Raw genomic sequence first — 21,281 nt, 5'->3', positions numbered from 1 at the left:
AAATTACGCTTGGGTTATTGCACCATCATGTCCATGATCTTTGCATAACCATCTGTGGTGGAAAGCACCTCATAAAGCCCTTTGGCGACCAATATTGCATCGCTGGCCTCCCTGAATGCACCGTGGCCACCGCTTAACTTCAATACATGGGTTGCATGCTGTTTCACATACTCGGCAGCATCTCCTACTGCAAAACAGACGCCACAGGCCTTGAAGGCGGGTAAATCTATCGAGTCATCGCCCAATGTTGCTGTCTCGTGTTTGGTGACACCGCAGTCTTGCATAAGGTCGTTACACGCTTGGAACTTGTCCTTTACGCCAAGCTTGAAGCGTGTAATGCCAAGGTCTGCAATACGTTTTCTCAGTACGGCAGAATCGCGGCCAGAAACCACAGCTACTTGAACACCTAATTCGATCAACATGCGAATGCCTAGGCCATCACGTACATGGAAGCGTTTGATAAACTCACCATCCTGGGTGTAGTACAGCCCGCCGTCAGTGAGCACCCCATCAACATCGGTAATCACCAATTTGATTTTTGCCAATGGGTTTTCTGGAAGGGCTACACTTTGCCCGGTAAGCATTGCTTCCACTGTCTTGAGGTCTTGGGGAGTATCGACCCCAGGGCCGGTCTCCTCTACCGTTAATGCCTGTATGGGGATGCCCGCTTCAAGCAAGCGTAATTGCTCTAATGACTCTGCATTTTCCAGGCCGGAGAACGGTAGCTCATAAAAACGCTCAAGCACCTGTTTTTTATAAGCATAAACACCCACATGTTTGTAATAAGTGGCGTGCTCTGCATTACGCGGATATGGGATTGGTGAGCGGCTAAAATACAATGCTTGCTTGTGCTGATTTAAAACCACTTTCACAAAATTAGGATTTTTTGCCTCTTCAGCATGAATGGCATGACATAAAGTTGCCACTTGTGTTTCAGGCAGGCCAAGCTGAGCCACCAGCAAGGCAATATCCTCTGGGCGAATAAGGGGCTCATCACCTTGAACGTTAATGTAAGCATCTGCAGGGTATGCTTTCATGACCTCAATTAAACGGTCGGTGCCTGATTGGTGATGCTCAGAAGTCATCATTGCTTTACCGCCAAATTGCTCCACAGCTTCAAGAATGCGAGCATCGTCAGTAGCCACGACAACGTCAGCAATACCTTGCACCTGCTTAGCGCGCTCATATACATGCTGAACCATAGGCTTACCCAATAGCATTGCCAACGGTTTAGCCGGGAAACGTGTAGACGCATACCTTGCCGGTATGACAATGATAATCTTCTGTTGCATACTAAGTAGCTACTTAATCGATATTCAAAACTGGGAATGATTTAACCAACTGGTCAATCTGTTTCACCTGAGACAAGAACTCTTCAAGCAAAGCAATTGGCAACGCACTTGGGCCATCGCATTTCGCTTCGTTCGGATTAGGATGGGCCTCAAGGAATAAACCAGCAATTTTGGTTGCCATGCCTGATAATGCCAGATCAACTACTTGCTGACGGCGACCGCCAGAAGCAGCACCTAATGAGTCACGTTGCTGAAGTGCATGCGTCACGTCAAAAATAATCGGCACATTCGGGCACACTTTTTTCATCACACCAAAGCCCAACATGTCGACCACCAGATTATCGTAGCCAAAGGCCGTGCCGCGCTCACATAAAATCACGTTCTCGTTACCGCCCTCTTTAAACTTGTCGACGATATTGACCATCTGATGTGGGCTCAGGAACTGTGGTTTTTTGATGTTGATTGGTTTGCCGGTTTTGGCTAATGCAACCACCAAATCAGTTTGACGTGCCAGGAAAGCTGGTAGCTGCAGTACGTCACATACTTCAGCTACTGGCGCGGCTTGCCATGGCTCATGTACATCAGTAATCACCGGCACGTTGAATTCTTTTTTAACCGCCTGAAATATTTTCATGCCCTCTTCCAACCCAGGGCCACGGAAAGATTTAATAGAGGAACGGTTAGCCTTGTCGAAAGAGGCTTTAAACACTAAAGGAATATCAAGCTTTTTAGTGATATTGACATAGTGGTTACATGCTTCAAGTGTTGAATCCAAATCTTCAAGCACATTAATGCCGCCAAACAGAACGAATGGTTGATTATTGTCTAAGGTAATGTTATTGATGGTGAACATAAAGTTTCTCTTTGTAATGATTAAGTTGCGTTTACGAGATAATGAATTCTTCGTGCGCAGAGTTGCATGGTTTCTGATGAAAAGTTCTTCCAGCTTCCTTTGAAAAAGAAATGCTGATTGATAAATTGTAAGTAAACTTTGATATTGTCCTGCCGCTCTTGGGTCAATGGCTGCATGGAGTCAAAAATAGCTTGTTTTGAATGAGACAGATCAGTAATAAATGAGCATATTTCATCGCGCGAATATATTGAGTCACCATATACAATCACAGCTTTCTGCCTTGCTATAGCTTGTAAACCAACAGAAGAATTAATAACAAGAGTAAATGCTGCGTGATCTAGCAGGTAATCAATATCAAACTTTCTTAGCCAAATAATATCGGGAAATTCACGACGTATATCTTCGTAATCGTAGCGCAGCATATCTTCCGGATGCTCTTTCACGATAATCGGAAAGTCTTTCCCCAGGGTGGTCCTGATTTGCTGATAGCAATGCCTTAAAAACTGCTTTGGATCTTTAAATAGAGGCGAATTAATCAAAACTTGTGTGTCGTCATGTACCTGTAAAGGTATGAAAGCAAATGTAGACGGGATTTCGACTACATCTAAGGGGATTAATCTGCGAGCCTTATCTAAAGCTCTTTTTTTAAACCAGCTTGATCCTCTTAATTCAGGATATTTTGCATAAAAACTATTATCCAAGACTCTGTGAAGGAAGTTAGACAATTGATCCCACTTATTTAAATGTAGGATAGGTAACAAATCTGGTGCTTCATTAACTGAAGGCAAAAGCAAAGTGTCGCTTACTAAATTTTTAATTTTAGAGAAACTATAATCGCGATTTAAGGCACTAAGATTAACACCACGTGTGTCAGCTTGCAGCGTATTAGAGAAGTAACCATTTTCCATATAAATAGTCTTGATTCCTCGACGTTTTGCAATCTCTGTTAGCGCCCTTGCTACATGGTCTTGACCATTCCATACAACAATCAAATTAATATCATTTTTTGAAATAAAACCATCCAGGTAATTCGCGATTTTAATAGTCCTGTTCTTCCACTCTGCGAGACTTCCCTTATGTTTCGTATGCATAAATGCAAACAAATCAGTTACGTCAGCATCTCCCAAGCTCATCGTAGTTTCTGGTTGCTCTTCAATTTCAGCTAAAGAGGCTGGAGAAAAATGCTGCCCATTTTTTTTTAAGATTGCACGTTCTCTAGGGGTAAATGAAACCAGATATGGTTGATATCCATAAAGCTCTTTCTGAAAGTGTGCCAAGTTAACAAAAAAAGGGACGAAAATATCCGCAAAGACGTAATACAAAGCTTTTGTATGCATAAGACACAGTTACCTTTTGACAAACCTAAAATGGTCTGGGCTTAATTTGAATATCATAGCCAAATAAAGCAATAAAAATACCAAAGTCACAATTATGAATCTAACTAAAGTAGGAGACTCAATTAACATGCTCATTAAATGCAGCGATATCAGTCCCGAGAAAATTGAACAAACCAAACTCCACCCTATCGATGGCAGCATTTCCTTAAGTGATAAATTAATTGTCTTATGGGCAAAGTAAAATGTGAGTAATGTGACTATTAGACAAGCAAGTAAATAGCATTGAACGACCTCAACAATGCCGAATTTAGCACCAAAAACAAACAATAGGATATGTAGTAGTGCACCAAAAATTCCAAATTTAAAGAGAAATGATGTTTTACCCAACGCCATAAAGACTGGTCCAGTAGTGCCGCTAATGGCTTGTAAATAGCCAATCGCGGTCATATAGGTTAGAAGTCCAGGAATTAAATTCCATTTTTCCCCTAACGCGAGTTGAATAAAATCTACACGAGTCACAAACAATAGCATCATTAAAGGGGCGGTTAAGAATGAAACACCCATGATCGCACTTAAATATAATCGTCGAACCTCATCCATATTATCCTGAGCTCGACTTAGCAATGGAAAAATTGCTCGTGTTGTAATCCAGGAAATATTTTGGATTGGAAATAACATAATCTTGTATGCCATTGAGTAAACACCGAGCAATGCACTATTTAGGAAGCGTCCAATAATAATTGCATCAGCATTTCTAAAGGCAAAGCTGACCATTTGATAACCCGCCATATTGGCAGAAAAATGCATGAGTTCTTTGAGCTTAGAGAACTGAGGGTTGAATGTTGGCATCCAAGAAGCGAAGTACCATAATAACAACGTGACACTTAGTGCTTGAACAAGAACTTGAAATGCTAAGCTATAAACGCCAAATCCGAACAACGCCGCAGTAATTGAAACTGTAATTGCAAGTAGTGCGCCAAATCCCTCAATACCTGCGATGAGTTTAAATTTTGACTCTCGTTCCAATAGCGCTTGATGAATCGCTGAGCTACTGGAAATAAGAAAAGTTGGTGCAATGATCCATAATACAAATGTTAATTCATGACTTCGGAAAACAGAGCCTAAATATGGTGCGAATAAGACTAACAACATGCATATACTTAACCCCATCACTACATTGAGCCAAAACACAGCATTAATGGTTGGATGGTCAATCGTTGACTTTTGGATAACGTTTGATGCTGTTCCCATATCTCGAATGAGTAGCGCCAAGTTGGATGCTACAGTTGCAATTGCCATCACGCCATAATCGGAGGGGGGTAGTATCCTGGCTAATACAAAAATATTGGCCAATTGAGATATAATTTTTGCAGCTTGAGCAACTGCAACCCACTTTACATTTTTAACTGCCGTCATGGGTTATTGCTTTAAATGGGTAGGAACAAGTAACCCCGGTGATTGTTTTTCTATCGTATCAACAAACTCCTTGAGAAAATGCTCTTGCAGAGCATACGCTTCCGACTGTTTACTCTCGTCTGGGATCACTGATGATACACGCACCAAAATACCGTCATCCAGACGCCGTTCAAGAAGCCCATCTTTAATAATTTTTAAGCGCATTTGTATGCCTGAGGTTAAAGTGCTATCGCCCACGCGAATCCAGTAGCTGACCGCTTCAAGATGATTTTGGCCGTAGTATAGCTGTCGTTTACCTATCACTGGGGCGGTGCGTTGCAAGGCATCAAATGAAACAGTTTCTGTTTTTTGCATTTGATAACCTTGTGCCGGATAGCAAACATCCGGTTGGTGAATCTTGACATCCTGGCGCTGCTCTTTAGCGTAGGCCAAAGCAACCATAATTTGATTACCGTTTTTATCAGCATAGCTACGCATCAAGGTGTCATCGTATAGCTGACTAATAAGGCTACGCTCATCACTGACTACGCTAACCTGTGGTGTGGATTGTTGAACCTCTACCCACTCACCGATCACTCTAGGGATTGTTTGCTCGAAATTGCTATCAGTCCTTGCATAATGTAGATGTGGTTTGAGGCTGGTCGCCAGAACCATAAATATCACGCTCAACACCAACAGAGGTACCCCGGTTTTAAGATTGATATCAGGCAGTTTCAGGAACAAATCTTTCATGGCTGGGGTTAATCCTGGCTAAGCAAGCTTTTAAGTTTGAATTTTTCGGCAATCTTTTGAATCAATGAATCAATCACAATAATCAAAATCAGTGCAGTTAGAAAAAGTACCATGCCGGAGAAGTTATGCAAGAAGCCCTGCCCGGCTTCGTCACCCATGTGGAATGTAATCAATGCCAGCGTACATACACGCAGTACGTTTGATGTGAATGAAATTGGCACAATTAACACCGCCAGCAGCACATTACGCCAAAAGGCCTGATGGTTAATCACATTAATATACAACAAGCCTATGGCCTCTAATGTGAATAACGAGTTAAGTCCAGCGCAGGCATCAGCTACCAGTAGTTTGTATTGACCTATTTGCAAAATCACGCCTGAACGCGCAATCGGATAGTCCAGCGCATACAACAAATGGTCAGAGGCATACGAAACGGCAATTTTCATGGGTTGCGTCAATGTATCAATCACGGAGGCTGGCCATGGGATCAGGAACACAAAGAAGAACAGCGCAAACCAGTATTTAAGTGCAATTTTGCTGCCAAATACAATACAAATCAGGCCACATAATACAAATACCAATGACAGGATTGAGATGATGTAAACACTTTGCGAGTAGCCGATCAGGTATAAACAGCCACCGAACACAATCAATGGCCACCCCAACAATGGTGCAGGTTTGAAGCTATGTGGCTTTTCAAGGATTTGCCGGGTTTTAAAATAGAAAAACCAGATGCCTATCCCCAACACAATGGGCCCATGGGATTGGGTATCGGTATTCCAGACAGTGACGAATAAGTCATGGAATACCGGCACATACAGGATCAGCAGTGACAGTAAGATGGCCAGATAGCCGATCAATTTATGATTCGGCACCGGTGATACGGCAACGGTAGGCGTGGTCATGCGTTGGTGTTCAATGCAATTTGAACGTCGATACCGAGGCTACGGCAAGCCTCATATGCTTCTTGAGTATCTTTGAGCGTGGTTTTGTTTTGCTGTGTTGAAATCAGTACACCGCCTATTTTTTTAGCCACAATTTGCGCATCTGAAGATTGTAGCAGTGGTGATGTGTCGACAATAATCACATCATAGTGCTCAGCAAACGCTTTCAACAACTCATCCATCGCTTCTTTATTTAACAGCTCTTGTGGGTTAGGCGGTGTGGCTCCGGCACTCAAAATACTCAGGTTCAACAAGGAAGGAATCCTCACTACAACATCAGTGGACGCCCTGCCAACCAGAATATCGGATAAGCCATGATGATTGTTCAGCCTAAACAAAGTGTGTTGACTAGGTTGCCTTAAGTTTGCATCAATCAACAAGGTACGTTCGCCCAATTGAGAAAACACTACAGCCAAATTAGCAGCCAATAAGTTTGCGCCGTCAGCTTCTTTTGCTGATGACACGGCAAGCGTTTTAAAGCCGCGTTCAAACCAACGTAATATCAATTGCGTACGTAAAGATCGCAACGACTCAACTTGTTTTGAGAATGGATCGAATGCAGCTACTAGCCCGGTATTAAATGTGGCTTTATCAGGGGTGATATAAGGATAATCAAATTGATACGATAGCGCCTGATTAATATCTTCGATAGAAACAAAGCCAAGTGCTAAGGCCGCTTCACCAAAACGCATGGACTTTTCTTTTTGAAACTTCAAAATGCGCTCAGCATCTTTCTCAGTAATTTTTCCCATATCAAGCAACAGGTGCCCAATACTGGAAGAAATGGTTTTTAATGGCGAGGTGTTCTCTGTTTCAATAATATTCATACCCAATTCACTTTTTGCCTGATAAGTTGTTTTCTAAATGGCATGCCAAATTTAGACTGATTTAATGCTGTATTCAAACACAGGGATTTCACCCAGGGTCAGAATGTCATCCTTACCCCGGATACGGCGATCCAGCAACTCTGCTAGCGCAGCAAACAAGCAGCCTAAAAACAGGCCAACGATCAAGGAGAACGGTGCAATTAGCCATAAGCTAGGATTGCTAGGCTCAATGGGAGGTACAGCAACTTCAAGAACAGAGATATCACCTTGATTAGATTGACCTTCCAACGCAGTTTGGCTGAAACGCCCATTGACTGCCTCTAATGCATTTTGTGCAATCTGCACTTCTTTCTCAAGAATTGCCAGATCAGATCTGTATCTGTTCAACTCCAATACTTTCTGTTTTTGTTTTTCCAATTGCTGCTTTAAATCACCCAAGCGCTGTGAGTTGATATTTGCATTATTACTTAAGCTCACTACCGTACGGTCAATTTCCGTGCTCAATTGGCTTCGAAGCTTACTAACTTCAGCTTCTGCTGAAATATAAAGTGGATGATTTTTGCTATAGCGCTGCGCGGTATCTGCAAGTTTGGCCTCAGCAGTGACCAAGCTCATGCGCAAATTCTGAATCACAGGGTTCTGCACAACATCTGGAGAATCGCTCATATTTTTAGAAGCGTCATTGCGGCGTGAGTTTGCATCAATAGACTGGGATTGCACCAACCCATACTGTGAAGAAAGGTCTCTTAACTTAGAGCTTTCAACGTCAAATGCATCCTGCACACTCGTCAAGCCATGTTTCTGCTGATACTCACCCAAGCGGTCTTGCGCTTGTTGTAAGTTGTCCCGCAATACCTTGGTTTGCTCAGATAAGTAATGTGAGGCTTTAATTGCCGGATCCATTTTAAGTCTTAAGCTTAAATTGATATAAGACTCAGCAAAAGCATTCGCCATGGTTGCTGCAAATACAGGATCTACGCCCTTATAGCCAATACTAATCACGCTACTTTCTTTAGAAGGTAAGATAGACAGCTTTTGCTGTAGCAAATCTGCCAACCACTCATTAATATCAGCCTGCTTACCCTGAGTTGCTTGTGCAAACTGCTCTTGTAGTGATTTTACTTCAGATAAGTGTAAACGTTTGATCACATCCAAAGTCACGTTTTTGCTTTGAATAATATCGACCTGTGTCGCCATATAACCTGGCATCAATTGAGCTGGCATTGCTATACCCGTCACAGGGTCAACACCTTTGTAATTCAAGATAACCGTCGTGGCTGCCTTGTAACTTTTGGGAAATAACAGACTGACAACACTGGCTGTCAGCAATGTGATGATTGATACAAGCAAAATCATCTTGTAGCGTGCTTTTAAAATCAGCACTAACTGAGAAAAATTCATGGTCTTCCCTTTAAATTACAACAGGCTTTCTTCAATAAACAGTACATCTTCATCTTGCAAAACGGCTGTTAAATCTGGAACTTGCTTAACAACAGCACCTTCAGCATTTTTTCTATGTAATTTAACAGAGCGTTGCGTACCGCGAATAGTCAAACCACCCGCTTTTGCAATCGCCTGCATCACGGTCATATTCTTGTCAATTTTAAACATACCTGGACGTTGCACCTCACCGTAGACGTACACTTGAGGTGCTTTTGGCACATAAATAACATCGCCTGGCAGTAAATCTTTATTGATAGCGCTGGCTGGGGCGCGGAATAACTCATCAATATTGATTTCTTGTGTTGTTGGTGTACCTGAGCGTGTAGATGTAAAAAACAATGTCTCGCCAGCGGCCTCTGTAGAGCCTCCAGCCAGGGCAACAAAGTCACTGATTCTTCTTGAGCCACCTTGAATACCATATTTACCTGGACGCAATACTTGTCCGGTCACCGCGACATCACGAACGCTGACATACACAGTTTCACCACCAGTTAAACGAACATCCTGCTCGTTTAAGTTGCGACGCTCAATAACTTCATTTAAATCATACTCACTGCGCTTATCACCACGTACAACAGTGATAATTTCCGATGCATCGGGTACTAATCCACCCGCTTCAGCAAGAATGTCTTTAACATCTGTTAGCCTGGTGACAGGATAACGACCTGGCTTTAATACGCCTCCCAAAACAGAGACGGTTTTGCTCATAAACTCCAGCACCAGCACTGAAACTTGTGGGTTTGCAATAAAACCACCACGTTTCAATTGCTCAGCAATTCTTTTTTCACTCTCAATCGTTGTCAGCCCACCAACCTTCACCTCACCAACCAATGGCATGGTGAGTATGCCCTCTTCTGACACCCGAGTTTCACGCATAAGCTCATTATCACCATATACGGTTACTCTGACATAATCACCTGCGCCTAGGGTGTAGTCTGCATGTGCTAAGGAACTTAATATAAACATCAGTCCGGCTGTGAAAGCCTTTAAAAACTTGGTCATAAGCGATGAACTCTTTTCGTAATGTGAATTTAAAGATTTATGTATTACGGCAATTTTTTCGTAAGATTAATGGAGTAAAAACTGGTTAGTGAGTTTGCGATGCTAATTTGTCTTCATAAATATCTATGGTTGATAGTCCCTTTAAGCGCTCAACCTCAGCTTTAATGAAGTCCTGTTTTCTTTGCTGACTAATCAACTTTGTTGCAATGGCCCCAGCCATTTTTGGTGGCATTGGCATTTCGTTTACATTTTGAATGACTTTTACGATAACACCGTTATCGTTGTGCACAAAGAGCAAATCGCCTTTTTGTAACTGACCGATTCTGGATAATATATTTACTGGCAGTCTGTCGGTTAAAAATTGACTACGACTTATTTCATATATAACACTTTTGGATCCAAGTTCAGCCTCCAAAGCTTCCAGGCTTGTTATCTCATGCTCCATACGTTTGATATCAAGTAATTCAGGGGCATTTGTGAAAGTAACATCTACTGTTTTAAATAATTTACGATGCTCAAATCTTTCCGGATGTTGCTTGATAAAGTCAGCGATTTCCTCGCCTGATACATTGTTTAATTTTGCAGTTTTTTGTGAGATATATGCTTGTGCATATATCTGTGCTTTAGAGGACTCAATTGCTTGTATGACTTCAGGTGTTCGATCCAAATTCAGCTTGATAGCCTCTTGCATTAACAATTGCCGCTCAATTAATCTGGAAAGTATCTGCTTTTTAGCCTGTATATCTAACGCTGCCACAGATGTATTAGGTAACTCTGCATATAACTGTTGCATGGATACCTCATCGCCATTAACGCTTGCCAAAGTCTGAGTGCTTTCAATGCTTTGACTGTTATGGCATCCCGTCAGCATAAGTGTGACTACAAGCAAACAACCTACCTGATTCATGTCCTCATTCCAACCTAAAAAAGCTACCAGTCTATAACATCAAATTTTCAAATCGACCATCACACTGGTCGTAAGATCATCGTATTCAAAATTGCTATAAGCTGCGCTTGAGGTTCTTCTTGACTTAATGGAGCTTAAGGTTAGTCCAATATTGTTTATAGGCCTCCAGGTAACTGAGCCAGACAAACTTTGCTCGTCATCGTCTCTCTTAGCCGCACCAGCAATTACCGCTTGCTTGAAGTCGCGCTGCGCTACCCGACCATTAAGCATGAAGGTGATTTTGTCTGAATATAAATAACTTACTCCAATCGTTGCGGAGTCAGTCAAACTGTAAGTACTGTAATTGGTTTCAAAAGGGCCTGCATTACGAGCTAAGCCAAAACTTGTTTTAATTTTTCCGGTTAACAGAAGGTCATAGTTGATATAGCCTATCCATACGCCGTAATCTCTAACAGAGAAATTATCGTACTCACGAGAGAGATATCCTAACTTACTACTTAAATTGCTTTTCCCCGTGGGCTTTAAAACAAAGTCCAATTCGTACTCATCTTCAGTAAATCCATTATCAAACAATGCTGCTTGATTGATTTGCCGCTGAAATTGACCATTACGCTTATGTGCTAAAAGACTTAAGTTACTACCGGAAGCAAAGTTATAGCGGGCGCCGTAGTCTAATGCAGTCGCATTATATTGAGCCACTGCATTAAAAGTTTGGCTGTTTTGGAAGTCTGTCTCAGTAATGCCGCCGATTAAAGTCCAGACCTTATAAGGTGAGTATTCCGCTCTAAATTGGCTAATATCTGCTGTTCTAATGTTTTGCGTAAAGGATCGAAAATCACTAAAACCATTTAATGTCTTGTTACGGCTGGTAGACAAAGTACCAGTCAAGGATGGTGTCAAAGACCACAGCCACTTCGCATCGTAGTTGAGCGCTTCAAAGTTTAAAAAATCACTAGTTTGATACTTATAATCAACATACGACACATCTACAATAAATCTTTGAAGTGAATATGTTTTATCCAGCTTAACACCTGCTGTCGACGTGGTGATTTGGTCTGATGTTCCGTTATTTTTCACTCTGAACAAGTTGTCATCATAGGCCCTGTTCACTGAAGCACTGAATTGCAAGGTGTCAAATTCATCCGCCATTGCACATAATGGCAAAGCACTCAATGTCAGCGCTAGCCAACAGCGCATTGGTCGTTTTATCTTTACTCTGGGAGATTGCTTGCGGGATGACATGTGTTTTCAGCAATAGCAAATTATGATGTTTGAGTTACATTCTAACCTGTAAACATACATTCAATGCTACCAAAATTTAACTTTTTAGCAGATGTAAGTAAGAATTATTAAATCACTCGTTTAGTATACGCCAGCTTTCAAGATGGTTTTATGACACTAAATTGGTTTGCAAACCTCCACTCCCCGATTGATGTTACGCATTAATTTGGTTAAACTCAGATGGAGTAAGGGTTTAACCAAACATATGAAAAAAACTATCAAGCCGCCAATTAGAACCATCTCCGGATTATCGTCGGGGCCTCGAAGCCCCCTTTACTTCATCGAATCCATTGTAGAGCCCCTCGTATTAGTCTTTTTTATGTGGGGCATTTTTATTTATTTCGAAGATAGAATCCCTATCTCAATATTCTTCACTTCAATTTTGCTGTTTTCGGTGACCTTTCCAAGCGGTGCAAAAATTCGCTTGGGATTTTGGAAAATGGTGCGCGATGTCATTTTTCAATGGATATTACTGGCTGGCATGGTGCTCGTTTTTGCGCGTATCACAGGCTACATTACGCTTTACACGCCCGAGATTATTTACACCTGGTTAATTGGTACGCCGATTGCACAAATTCTGGCTTTAACCGCCCTCAAGGAACTATCTCCTTTCTTTATCAGCTTGCAGGGACCGATCAAGAATGCAGTCATTATCGGCTTGAATGAGCAAGGTCTGGCTGTGGCAAACAACCTGCAGGCAGATGAATATAGCCGCGTGTCTGTATTGGGCTTCTTTGAGGATCGTGCACCAGATCGGGTACCGCAGGATCATGGGTTTGAAATTTTAGGGGCACTGACGGATATTCCGGCCTATTGCAAGAGCCATCAGATTCATACGATGTATATCGCGTTGCCGATGTCTAGCCACCCGCGCATATTGAGGTTGCTGGATGACTTGAAGGACACCACGGCGTCTATTTACTTTGTGCCGGATATTTTTGTGACCGACCTGATCCAGGGGCGGGTGTCTGACGTCAATGGCATTCCGGTGGTATCGGTGTGTGAAACACCCTTTACTGGTGTGGATGGCCTCATCAAACGTACGGCAGATATTTTATTTTCGTTGTTTGTACTGATCTTGATTTCACCTATCCTGATCGGGGTTGCATTGGGTGTCAAGCTCACCTCCCCTGGTCCGATCATTTTCAAGCAGCGCCGCTATGGTTTGGATGGCCAACAGATATTGGTCTATAAGTTCCGCTCAATGACGGTGACTGAAGACGGTGCAACCGTGACGCAAGCGACTAAAAATGACCAGCGTATTACGCCGTTGGGTGCTTTTTTACGTAAATCATCATTGGACGAATTGCCTCAATTCATTAACGTGTTGCAAGGCCGCATGAGTGTGGTTGGCCCACGCCCGCATGCTGTTGCGCATAACGAGGAATACCGCAAGCTGATTAAAGGCTATATGGTGCGTCATAAGGTGAAACCTGGCATTACCGGCTGGGCGCAGGTCAACGGTTTCCGTGGCGAAACTGACACGCTGGAAAAGATGGAGCAGCGTGTGCACTACGACCTGGAGTATTTGCGCAACTGGAGCCCACGTCTGGACATGCTGATCGTGGCTAAGACAGCCTGGTTAACCATCGTCGGACAGGATGGCGCTTACTAACAATAAGCGCATAGCGTTAAACAATGCCCGCCTCATGATGGCGGGCATTTTTATTTAATCAAGTCCAAATAGATCTCGGGTGTAGACTTTAGACATGACATCCTCTAACTCATTCGCTTTGCGGTTGGCGACAATGACATCAGCCACCTGCTTAAAGTGGTTTAAATCACGCATCACCCTCGAGTGATAAAACTCTTCCACCTCGAGTGCAGGCTCATAAACCACCACCTCAATGCCACGCGCCTTGATGCGCTTCATAATGCCTTGGATAGACGATGCCCTGAAGTTGTCTGAACCTGCTTTCATCGCCAGTCGGTAGATACCGACGACCTTGGGATTCTGCTTAATAATGCTCATGGCAACAAAATCCTTGCGTGTGGTATTGGCATCTACAATGGCATTGATGAGGTTCTGTGGGACCTGCGAGTAATTGGCCAACAATTGCTTGGTATCTTTAGGCAGGCAATAACCGCCGTAGCCAAAGGATGGGTTGTTGTAGTGGTTACCAATACGTGGGTCCATACACACACCTTCAATAATCTGGCGCGTATTCAAATCATGCGTCTCGGCATAGGTATCCAACTCGTTAAAATAAGCGACACGCATGGCTAGAAAGGTATTGGCGAATAACTTGATAGCCTCAGCCTCTGAGCTATTGGTTAACAGGATAGGTGTATCCGGCTTGAGGCTGTTATCTTTCAGCAGGTTGGCAAACTTCTGTGCCCGCTCAGACACCTCGCCAACCACGATGCGTGATGGATATAAGTTATCGTAAAGCGCCTTCCCCTCACGTAAGAATTCAGGGGAGAAGATCAGATTGTTACAATTAAACTTGGCACGGATTTTTTCAGTGTAGCCGACGGGAACAGTCGATTTAATCACGATCACCGCATCAGGATTGATGGTTATCACATCGCTTATTACGGCTTCAACAGATTGTGTGTTGAAATGATTCGTTTCAGCGTCGTAATCTGTCGGCGTCGCAATCACCACAAACTCAGCATGTTGATATGCTTCTGCTTTATCAGTGCTTGCCTTGAAGTTTAGAGGTTTGTTCGTTAAAAAATCTTCGATTTCCTGATCAATAATCGGTGATTTTTTCTGGTTTAATAGCGCCACTTTTTCTGGCACGATGTCCAGCGCAACCACTTCGTTTGTTTGCGCCAACAATAGCGCCAATGACAATCCGACATATCCTGTACCGGCTATTGCCACCTTCATAAGACACGCTCACAATTCATATTTATTTAAAACCCATGAACAAGTTCTCAAGCTGGCTACTTGCTTGAGCATCACGGGTTTAGATAATAAATACGCTAAATGAAAGTTTGATGTATCTGATGTGGATTGTGTTAAAGAGTGTCTTGAGGCTCGTTTAGATAGCAGAAGTGTGCTTGCCGATGGATGTTAATGCGTCCTCCACCCAACCTGTACGCAAGCAATCCAACACCTGCGCGTCGCCCATACCACGTAACCAGGTGAGCTGGCGTTTGGCGAGCTGACGTGTAGCATAGACGCCATGTTCACCCAAGGTGGGTAAGTCAATCTCACCGCTGAGGTGTTGCAAAGCCTGTCGATAACCGACACAACGCATACTTGGGCTATCTGCATTGAGTTGTGGGTATTCAACCAACAGCCTTTTGACCTCATCCACAAAGCCGTGTTTAAGCATGAGTTGAAAACGTTCGGCAATTCGTTGGTGTAAAACGCTACGGTCACTGGGCATCAAGGCAAGTTTAAGAATATTGAACGGCAATGAGACTTTTTGCGATTGCGCGCGTAAAGCGCTCATGGATTTGCCGCTGATACGATACACCTCTAATGCGCGCTCTATGCGCTGGGAGTCGGTGGTGTGAATTTTTGCGGCAACGGTCGGGTCGATGCTGGCTAGTTGCGCATGCATCGCGGGCCAGCCTAAGGCATTTGCCTCAGCTTCAATCTGGGCGCGGATAGCTACATCGGCCTCTGGCAAATCGCTGAGGCCGTGCTGCAAGGCGTTGAAATACAGCATGGTGCCACCGACCAACACCGGGATACGACCATTTGCCGTCGCCGCATGCATCAGAGCCAAAGCGTCTTTGGCAAATTGCGCGGCAGAATACTGTTCTAACGGTGAAATCAGGTCTATTAAGTGATGCGGCGCCTGGCGTAATGTGTCGGCATCCGGTTTGGCGGTGCCGATATCCATATCGCGATAGACCAGTGCCGAATCGACGCTGATGATGTCGACGGGAAAACGCTCACACAGGGCAATGGTGGCCGCTGTTTTGCCGCTGGCGGTGGGGCCCATTAAGAAGATGGCTGGCGGCAAATAGGTGGCGGTCATACAACGTGAAACATTAACAAGCAGACATCAAATGGATTAATCGTATTTAACGTAGCTAAAGCGCAAATCACTCTGCGGCGTTCCTTCCAGGGCTGATCCGACTTGTAATTGTGGCTGCCATTGTACGACCTCTTCAATTTTACGGGCGAGTTCGATGTCTTTCATGGTGATGCCTTTGGCGCTGTGCGTGCACAGTTTGACGATGACAAAGGCATAAGAGACGGTTAAATCAGGATGGTGCCAGGCAGCCTCAGCCAGGTGGCCGACGGTATTTACGACCATCAGTGTGCCTTTCCAGCTATTGGTTTTGTATTTGCGGCGTATCCAGCCGTCTTCAAATACCCAATGAGGTAAAGACTCAGTTAAATGCTGTTGCAGTTCCTGTTCTGTGAGCACTTGGTCGGTCATGGCATCCTCCTGATAAGACTTGCATTAAAACCATGCAGTATACCTCAGCTATGCCGCCGGACTTAAGAGAAACCGGCAGGTTTGCTTGCTGTTAGCTGTGAGAGCATGGCAGTGATCACGGTGAGATCAGCACTGGTACCTGGATTGAGCTTATTCTGCTTGAGCGCCGCATCCCATTGCAGCAAGTCAGGCATATAGTGTTTAGGATTATCTAGCGCCTGAAAAGCCTGATAATGCGTGGCGGCAAGTTGTTGGACCTCAGCGGCAGTCTCCGACCCATATTTGCGGGCAATATGGCTGTCCGGCACGCTAGAAAGCCAATATAGATAGACCGCCGTCAGCGCCCAGGCAGGCCGCTGCCAACGCTCGCACAGTTTATGATAAAGCGGTATGGCAGCTGAAAAAATCTGCGCATAGCCATCCACATACTGGCGCGCCACCATGTCGTTCTCGCTGGCCAGCTGCATGGCCTCCAGCAAGGTGATTTGGGGTGTCTGCGCCACATCGTGCTCATCGCGCTGGCCCATGCCCGCTGGGCTGACCAGCCGGATACCTTCATATACCAGGGCTGCATCGTCCACCGTTGTTCGTTGCAATACTTGCTGCAAGCCTGCTTGCAGTGTTAACCCGGAATATTGTAAACGGGCCTGTACGGCTGGCGCAGCAAGCAGGATGATCCCCAAATTGGTATTACATCCCACTTTTGCGTGGGTGGCTTGCAAGGCTTGCAAAATGCGCTGGCCCAAGCTGCGCACACCCAATACAGTGTCATCACATAAGGCTGGCGCCGACACCTCGGCACTGCTGATAAAGTCCTGCACCTGCATGCCATGACCATCGGCAAAAATATGTACATTGCCGGGCTTTAATGCCTCCAGCTCTGCCAGGCACGCTTGCTGGTAGGCCTGTTGTAGTATCGACGTCATACCAAGGCCCCGACTGCATCCGCCTGCAGCAACAAATCATTAACCAGCACATCGGCAATTTCTACGCTGGTCACTGTTTGCAAGCCGCGCCAGGCCGGAATACTGTTTACTTCTATCACCCACAGTTTGCCATCGCGGTCTCGCATCACATCCACGCCAGCATAATCAATCCCTATTGCCTTGGCAGCCTGGACGCCAATGTCCGCCACATCGACCTCATCACAGGCCGTGCAGCGCGCACCACGCGCCACATTGTGCAACCAGCTATCCCCTTGCCGCTTCATCACGGCAATCGGTTCGCCACGCACCACAAATACCCGGTAATCATGCTGGTAGGCACCGCAATCAATCTTCTCTTGCAGATAATAAACGCCATCGACAAACATATCTTGCGGTAGCGCAAATTGCGCGCGCTGCTCGATTAAGCGCACACCTTTGCCCTGCGAACCAAATAGCGGCTTGATCACCAGTGTTTTTCCATTATCCAGCGCCTGTTGCATGAGCGCATGCGCGATGTGCCTGTGCTCGCACACCCAGGTCGTCGGTGTTGCGACGCCCTGCTCTGCCAGCAACTGGCTGGTCAGGCCTTTATCCACGGTCGTTTCAATGGCTCTGGCATGGTTGTAAATCGTCATGCCTTGCCGTTGCAAGGTGTGCAACAGATTCATGCGTGTAATGATTTGCTGCGTGGTGCCGGCAGCGACCCCACGTACAAACGCCATAGGCGCTGCTTGCGTTAATCCAGGAATATGCACTTGCACCGACTGATTGACGATGCTGACGTAACAACTATCCAAGGAGACCATCAGCGCTTGCCAGCCACGCCGCGCAAATGCCTGTGCCAATGACTGTCCGTGCCAGCCGCCTGCTTGGGCGACTTCGTCGGTAAAAATAGGAACAACCTTCATGTCAGCTCTAAAGAAATCACGCGGGAACAGTGCATGGCATGCATTGATTCCCGCGTGAGAATGGTTTTATAAGACTTTAAGTTTAACTTCCAAACGACTGATTCAAAAGCTCTTCATTAAACTTACCAGCAAAGAATGTCTTGCCGGACTTAAGGTTGGTTACGCTGACTTTGGCTGGCGAGAATAACATCGGATCAATCTGGTAGAAGTCCATGTTCACGGCTTTAAACACTTCAGCAAATGGGCGGCCATAGTCTTTAGAGGATGAAGAAGGTAATTGTTGTGCCAGTTGCTCCGCTGCGGCATCGTCAGCATTGACGAATAACTGCACGAACCCGCCAAACAGGATGGCGTCATTGGTTCGGCCCATGCCGATAATAAAGTCCGGGGATGGGGCAGGCACTGGCGCAACCCCATAACCATCCACAATCGCATCCAGGTCAAAATGCAGGGTATGGCATTTGTGCAGCGCGACTTCGAGTACGCGCGCAGTCACCTGCAAAGAGCCAGCCACACTGCGTGTCGGTGTCAGGATAAAGGTCAGCTTATTGGCTGGCAAACCGGTATCTCTAGCCACTTTTTCAATCACTTGCACCGGCGGCACCTTATCGGTTTCAAGCACTAATACGGTTTGCTCGCCTTTGTCGCTATAGTGAATATCTTTAAACACCTCTTCGCGCTGCGCAATCGAGCGTGCCGGGCCACTACCCAGCGAGAAAAACTTCTCGTGTGACAACGCCCAACCAGCATACTGGCTACCTAAGCAAGCGATCACGGGCTGTTTGGCCGTCACTACAACGCTCAGTGGCCAATTGGCAAACTGAGGCACTTGTTGCAAAGCGACACTCCCTAGTCCGCCCATGCAGATTTCGGCAATAATACGCCCCGCCTCTAACCCACCTGGCACTTGAATACCGGCGTCGACAATCGTCGCGCCGCTTTCATGGGTAGATACCGCACAGCCCAGGGCCGGTGCGTTGGCAATCAAATGCGCGACCAACGGTGCGCTGTATTGTTGAACGCTAATGGATGTTGAATTCGATGTTGTCACAGACATAAGTCCCCCATAATGTTTCTAATCGTGTTTTTCTGTCCTGCAAAGCCTGTAGAACTTCGCTGTCTGAGTGCCCTTCTGCATAGAGGCTGCAAACGGGCTGCCCGGCAGCGATGACGCCGCCGCTGGGCCGGTCTTCCAGCCAGTCAGGTAAACTGAACTGGCTTAAATCAATCTCTTGTCGCGCATACGCAATGCAATGACTCGCATGCATTGTTTGCGGTTGCAATACCGGCACGACCTGATGCTGACAACTGGCCATATGCATTTGTATCAATGGCAGATGCCTGTACAAACGCATACTGGCACTCAACCTTGGGTTGACCTCAATGACATGCAAGCGGCCCTCATGCCACATAGCATCAATACTATTGATGCCCACCAAGCCCAACGCTGGTACTAACGCCTGCAACAGTGCGTTAGCAGCGGCATACAAAGTAGCCTCGTGTAAGCGCGTTGCACCGGCATAAGCAAAGCTGTTCACATGTTGCTTGAGCGCATGCACACCAATCAGTGTCGCTGCCTGCCCTTGTGCCGCAAATAATATCCCCACCGCCTGCCCTGACTGAAATGCTTGCCAGTAGCCTGATGCATCTACATGACTCACCGCCTGCCAATCTTGCACATGACTGCCGCCACATTGTCCTGCCTGCTTGTACAGCCACCGCCCTGCTGCGGGTTTGCTTTCAGCGATAAACGGTGATTGCACGCCTTGCGTATCACAACAAGCTTTTAACCATTGCGGATGTTTGACACGGTCAACAGTGTCAGGCGTATTACCAGCAACCGTGTAGCGTGCGAACAAGGCGGCATACGCAGCCTGATTGGCTTCAAAGCCAGACCCCACTAGTACGGCATCCGGTTGATATGCGTCCAGCACGTTAAATAACGCTGTCAACGCATCGCCAGCATGTTGCTCGCACAGCCCTGGCCATCGATATACCACCTGTGCGGCTTGTCTTGTATCGCTATCCGCAAATGCATCCACGGCCAGTACACGCCATCCCTCTTGTTGCGCGATCTGGCTATAGATACGCGCACTATGAGACAAAATGGCCAGCCGCAAGAATGACCTTATTCTACGTGAGCACAGGCATACTCATAAGCCTGGTGGTAATCAATGTGCATCGGGCTTTCGCTTTGCAGCATTTGCTCCAGCAATTTGTTTTGTGTGACATATTTCAGTTGACCAATCGCCAAGGCGCCAAATCCGGCCACCTGTGTGCCTTCAATCAAGCCGCCATTAGAAAAGGTATCCACCCCTTCAATCCCGGAGGGAGGTACCGCGTTGACGTCGGCAACGACTTTTAATGATTTGGAGTTGGCAAACTGCACTACTTCTAATACGCGAATACCTGCTGGTGTTGCGCACAAGGCGACCGTTGCCTCATTCAATACGGCAATTTTTGCAGCCTCGCTGCTACCATCCACCACTTGCAAGCTAACGTCGTAACTGGAGGATAATTTATCCACATAAGCCTGCATGCTTTCCACACCCGCGTGTGCAACCATGAATACCGTCGCTCCCTGGCGTGCGGCGATAAGTGCGGCGGTAGAGCCTACCGTACCACTGGCGCCAAAAATGGCTACTTTTTCCTTGCCCAAGCCACTCCCGGATTTTTGCAGGTAAAAATCAACTTTGGCCAGCATGGCCGCGGCGGTGGTAAAAGCACCTGAAGGATCAGAGAACGTATGGCACTCGAATGGTTTGAACATGGCACTACGTGCCTGTTTTTGCATTTCCAGCGCAACCTGGATATCGCGGCCGCCAAAGAATAAGGCCTGCTGTTTTAAACCGCTAGGACTACGTGAAAAGATCGCATCTTGTGTCAGCGCGACAATTTCATTCAAGGTGACATCAGTGTAGGAGATGATTTTTTCATAGCCCGCATCAAACGCCATATTCACATCGAATGGACTGGCGTTTTTAGCTGCAGTGAACAAATGCATAATACTGGTTTTTTTCATTCTTCCCCCCGGAACAGTGTGTTAACAATACCTTCTGCCAAT

General features: G+C 45.6%; 20 protein-coding genes. 1 reads left to right on the top strand and 19 read right to left on the bottom strand.

Annotated features, from left to right (window positions below):
• Positions 1–14: 14 nt before the first annotated feature.
• The 11 genes from kdsB to epsL form a co-directional block, all read right to left on the bottom strand.
• On the bottom strand, positions 15–1,292 hold the full coding sequence (gene kdsB, locus INP79_RS11650) for a 3-deoxy-manno-octulosonate cytidylyltransferase (protein WP_194754407.1): 1,278 nt from the start codon (positions 1,290–1,292) through the stop codon (positions 15–17).
• A gap of 13 nt (positions 1,293–1,305) precedes the next feature.
• A complete protein-coding gene (gene kdsA, locus INP79_RS11645; RefSeq protein WP_194754406.1) occupies positions 1,306–2,145 on the bottom strand; it encodes a 3-deoxy-8-phosphooctulonate synthase in 840 nt (279 codons plus the stop codon).
• 20 nt (positions 2,146–2,165) lie between these two features.
• Entirely contained in the window at positions 2,166–3,482 is a 1,317-nt protein-coding gene (locus tag INP79_RS11640) for a hypothetical protein (RefSeq protein WP_194754405.1), read from the bottom strand.
• Between the two features lie 9 nt (positions 3,483–3,491).
• Entirely contained in the window at positions 3,492–4,898 is a 1,407-nt protein-coding gene (locus tag INP79_RS11635) for a lipopolysaccharide biosynthesis protein (protein WP_194754404.1), read from the bottom strand.
• A 3-nt stretch (positions 4,899–4,901) separates the two neighbouring features.
• A complete protein-coding gene (locus INP79_RS11630; protein ID WP_194754403.1) occupies positions 4,902–5,630 on the bottom strand; it encodes an exosortase C-terminal domain/associated protein EpsI in 729 nt (242 codons plus the stop codon).
• Positions 5,631–5,638: 8 nt separating this feature from the next.
• Entirely contained in the window at positions 5,639–6,535 is an 897-nt protein-coding gene (xrtB, locus tag INP79_RS11625; protein ID WP_194754402.1) for an exosortase B, read from the bottom strand.
• Positions 6,532–7,401: a chain length determinant protein tyrosine kinase EpsG gene (gene epsG, locus INP79_RS11620; protein WP_194754401.1), complete on the bottom strand. Its 870-nt coding sequence runs from the start codon at positions 7,399–7,401 to the stop codon at positions 6,532–6,534. The genes xrtB and epsG overlap by 4 nt, the downstream gene beginning before the upstream one ends.
• Before the next feature lie 51 nt (positions 7,402–7,452).
• Positions 7,453–8,802 (bottom strand): chain length determinant protein EpsF, encoded by a 1,350-nt coding sequence (epsF, locus tag INP79_RS11615; RefSeq protein ID WP_194754400.1) that lies wholly within the window; start codon positions 8,800–8,802, stop codon positions 7,453–7,455.
• 15 nt (positions 8,803–8,817) lie between these two features.
• Positions 8,818–9,846 carry an SLBB domain-containing protein gene (locus tag INP79_RS11610; RefSeq protein ID WP_194754399.1) on the bottom strand — a complete coding sequence of 343 codons (1,029 nt, stop codon included), beginning with the start codon at positions 9,844–9,846 and terminating at the stop codon, positions 8,818–8,820.
• Positions 9,847–9,931: 85 nt separating this feature from the next.
• Positions 9,932–10,753, bottom strand: a complete 822-nt coding sequence (locus INP79_RS11605; protein WP_194754398.1) for an EpsD family peptidyl-prolyl cis-trans isomerase — start codon at positions 10,751–10,753, stop codon at positions 9,932–9,934.
• A gap of 39 nt (positions 10,754–10,792) precedes the next feature.
• Positions 10,793–11,995 (bottom strand): XrtB/PEP-CTERM-associated polysaccharide biosynthesis outer membrane protein EpsL, encoded by a 1,203-nt coding sequence (gene epsL / locus INP79_RS11600; protein WP_228519903.1) that lies wholly within the window; start codon positions 11,993–11,995, stop codon positions 10,793–10,795.
• Between the two features lie 244 nt (positions 11,996–12,239).
• On the opposite strand from epsL, the gene INP79_RS11595 reads away from it, so the two are divergent.
• Positions 12,240–13,649, top strand: a complete 1,410-nt coding sequence (locus tag INP79_RS11595) for an undecaprenyl-phosphate glucose phosphotransferase (protein ID WP_228519901.1) — start codon at positions 12,240–12,242, stop codon at positions 13,647–13,649.
• Positions 13,650–13,703: 54 nt separating this feature from the next.
• On the opposite strand, the gene INP79_RS11590 is transcribed toward INP79_RS11595, so the two are convergent.
• The 8 genes from INP79_RS11590 to INP79_RS11555 all read right to left on the bottom strand — a co-directional run bounded on the left by INP79_RS11590 (position 13,704) and on the right by INP79_RS11555 (position 21,239).
• Positions 13,704–14,870 carry a nucleotide sugar dehydrogenase gene (locus INP79_RS11590; RefSeq protein WP_194754396.1) on the bottom strand — a complete coding sequence of 389 codons (1,167 nt, stop codon included), beginning with the start codon at positions 14,868–14,870 and terminating at the stop codon, positions 13,704–13,706.
• Positions 14,871–15,024: 154 nt separating this feature from the next.
• Positions 15,025–15,975, bottom strand: coding sequence for a tRNA (adenosine(37)-N6)-dimethylallyltransferase MiaA (gene miaA / locus INP79_RS11585; RefSeq protein WP_194754395.1), 951 nt, complete (start codon positions 15,973–15,975; stop codon positions 15,025–15,027).
• Between the two features lie 36 nt (positions 15,976–16,011).
• Entirely contained in the window at positions 16,012–16,383 is a 372-nt protein-coding gene (locus INP79_RS11580; RefSeq protein WP_194754394.1) for a 4a-hydroxytetrahydrobiopterin dehydratase, read from the bottom strand.
• A gap of 62 nt (positions 16,384–16,445) precedes the next feature.
• On the bottom strand, positions 16,446–17,309 hold the full coding sequence (locus tag INP79_RS11575; protein WP_194754393.1) for a triphosphoribosyl-dephospho-CoA synthase: 864 nt from the start codon (positions 17,307–17,309) through the stop codon (positions 16,446–16,448).
• Positions 17,306–18,217: a RimK family alpha-L-glutamate ligase gene (locus tag INP79_RS11570; protein ID WP_194754392.1), complete on the bottom strand. Its 912-nt coding sequence runs from the start codon at positions 18,215–18,217 to the stop codon at positions 17,306–17,308. The genes INP79_RS11575 and INP79_RS11570 overlap by 4 nt, the downstream gene beginning before the upstream one ends.
• Positions 18,218–18,299: 82 nt before the next feature.
• Entirely contained in the window at positions 18,300–19,274 is a 975-nt protein-coding gene (mch, locus tag INP79_RS11565) for a methenyltetrahydromethanopterin cyclohydrolase (RefSeq protein ID WP_194754391.1), read from the bottom strand.
• The gene (locus tag INP79_RS11560; protein WP_228519899.1) at positions 19,240–20,322 is read right to left on the bottom strand and encodes an ATP-grasp domain-containing protein; all 1,083 of its coding nucleotides are present in this window, start codon (positions 20,320–20,322) and stop codon (positions 19,240–19,242) included. Before INP79_RS11560 ends, mch begins: the two co-directional genes overlap by 35 nt.
• Before the next feature lie 23 nt (positions 20,323–20,345).
• Positions 20,346–21,239 (bottom strand): NAD(P)-dependent methylenetetrahydromethanopterin dehydrogenase, encoded by an 894-nt coding sequence (locus tag INP79_RS11555; RefSeq protein ID WP_194754390.1) that lies wholly within the window; start codon positions 21,237–21,239, stop codon positions 20,346–20,348.
• Between the last annotated feature and the right edge of the window lie 42 nt (positions 21,240–21,281).

It is taken from the genome of Methylophilus sp. QUAN (assembly GCF_015354445.1).
Taxonomy (GTDB): domain Bacteria; phylum Pseudomonadota; class Gammaproteobacteria; order Burkholderiales; family Methylophilaceae; genus Methylophilus.
The sequence above is the reverse complement of the archived record's forward strand: the minus strand, read 5'-3'. Positions and strand labels throughout refer to the sequence as shown.